The sequence below is a fragment of the Kineococcus vitellinus genome, assembly GCF_009906315.1.
Lineage (GTDB): Bacteria > Actinomycetota > Actinomycetes > Actinomycetales > Kineococcaceae > Kineococcus > Kineococcus vitellinus.
Genome location: NZ_JAAALL010000485.1, coordinates 1 through 1,946, shown reverse-complemented (window position 1 = coordinate 1,946; position 1,946 = coordinate 1). Strand labels below are relative to the sequence as shown.

The following is a 1,946-nucleotide window of genomic DNA, read 5'->3' as shown; positions in this document are numbered from 1 at the left end:
GTGCCACCGCTTCCGTCGGATGACTGCACCCGTGACTGCACCTGGGCGGCCCGCCCCCGGGGCGCGCGGGCCCGCGCCCGTGCCTACGCTCGGTCGGTGCCCGCCCGACGCCGTCACCGACGCCCCCGCCCGGGCCCGGCGCCGGTGCGCGTGCGGCTGGAGGCCGTCGACCTGGTCGCCGACCCCCCGGCGCGGCCGCTGCCGCACGGCGGGGTCCCGGACGCCGTCTGGAGCGCCTGGCGCGCCCAGCGGCCCCGCCGGCCGGAGGCGCCGCCGACCCTCACGCGCAGCAGGCCGGCCTCCGCGCCGGCGCCGGTGCCCGAGCAGCCGCCCTTCGACTGGCCCGAGGTCGTCGTGACCCTGCACCGCCACCTGCTGCTGCCCGCGCTGGGGCGCCGGGTGCGCATCGCCGCCGTCGGGACCACCGTGCGCCTGACCCACCTCGACGGGGAAGCGGTGCCCCTGACCGACCCCGCGGCGCGGCTGCGCGCCCGCGCCCTGCTCAGCGGGCACCGCGTCGACCTGGACCCGCACGAGGTCCTCGCCTTCGCCGAGTTGCACGCGGACCTGCGCGGCTTCCTCGCCGCCCACCCCCCGGGCGGCGACCTGGACCTGCGCCTGGTCCTCGCGGCGGCCGGCGCCGGGCTGGGCGCGGCCGACGTGGCCGCCGCCCACGCCGCGGGCACGCTCACCCCCGACCGCATCGCCTTCCTCGCCGCCTTCCGGGGCGCGCTGGGCGGCGCCTCCCCCGACGCCTCCCGGAGGACCTCCGCATGAGCCAGCAGCACACCGACACCTGCGACGCCCTGGGCGTCGCCCTGCTCGCCAACGTCCCCGTGGTGCTGTGGGGGCCGCCGGGCCAGGGCAAGTCGTCGGTCGTGCGCGAGCTGGCCGACGGCATGGGCGCCCACCTGGAGACGGTCATCGCCTCGATCCGCGAACCCAGCGACTTCGCGGGCCTGCCCGTCGTCGACACCGCCTCGGGGACCGCCGCGCTGGCGCCGCCGTCGTGGGCGGTGCGGCTGCGCGACGCCGTCGAGCGCGAGGGCCGCGGCGGGATCCAGTTCTACGACGAGGTCTCCACCGCGCCGCCCGCCACCCAGGCGGCGCTGCTGCGCCCGATCCTCGAGGGCGTCGTCGGCGACCTGCGCCTGCCCGCGCAGGTGCGCACCGTCGCCGCGGCGAACCCCCCGGACGTCGCCGCCGACGGCTGGGACCTCGCCCCGCCCGTGGCCAACCGCTTCCTGCACCTGACGTGGAGCCTGGACGCGGAGACCGTGCGCGAGGGGTTCACCAGCGGCTGGCCGCCCGTGCGCGTCCCGCGGGCCGACGAGGCGCGCGTGGCGGAGCTGCTGGAGCAGACGACGACGCTCGTCGGGGTGTTCCTGGGCTCCAAGCCCGAGCTGGTCACGCGGATGCCCTCGTCCTCGGACGAGGCCGGTCGCGCGTTCCCGACCCCGCGCTCGTGGGAGATGGCGGCGCGGCTGTACGCGCACGCCCGGGCGGCGGGGGTGAACAGCACGGTGATCACCCTCCTGGTCTCCGGGACCGTCGGCGTCGCCGCGGCCGGGACGTTCCTGGCCTACGTGCGCGACCTCGACCTGCCCGATCCCGAGGAGCTGCTGCGCGACCCGGACTCCTGGGTGGTGGACCCCCGGCGCACCGACAAGACGTACGCCGTCGCGGCCTCCGTCTGGGCGGCGACCGCCCAGCACACCACCGTCGAGCGGTGGCTGGCCTGCGGGCGGGTGCTGGCCCGCATCGCCGACGCCGGCAGCGCGGACATCGCCTTCTCCTACGGGCGCCGGTGGGCGCAGGGGCGCCCGACGGGGGCGATGCCGACGCCGGAGGTCATCACCTCCCTCGGCCCGATCCTCACCGAGCTCGGCCTGCTGACCGGCGACGCGTGAACGCGCGGCGCCCCGACCCGCGGCGGGGCCCGGGCG

Annotated in this window: 2 protein-coding genes; both read left to right on the top strand. The window is 78.7% G+C overall.

Annotated elements, in window-relative coordinates:
* The first annotated feature begins 96 nt into the window (after positions 1-96).
* Positions 97-777, top strand: coding sequence for a hypothetical protein (locus tag GTQ99_RS22675; protein ID WP_166617930.1), 681 nt, complete (start codon positions 97-99; stop codon positions 775-777).
* Positions 774-1,910 carry an ATP-binding protein gene (locus GTQ99_RS22670; RefSeq protein WP_166617929.1) on the top strand — a complete coding sequence of 379 codons (1,137 nt, stop codon included), beginning with the start codon at positions 774-776 and terminating at the stop codon, positions 1,908-1,910. The genes GTQ99_RS22675 and GTQ99_RS22670 overlap by 4 nt, the downstream gene beginning before the upstream one ends.
* Positions 1,911-1,946: the final 36 nt, after the last annotated feature.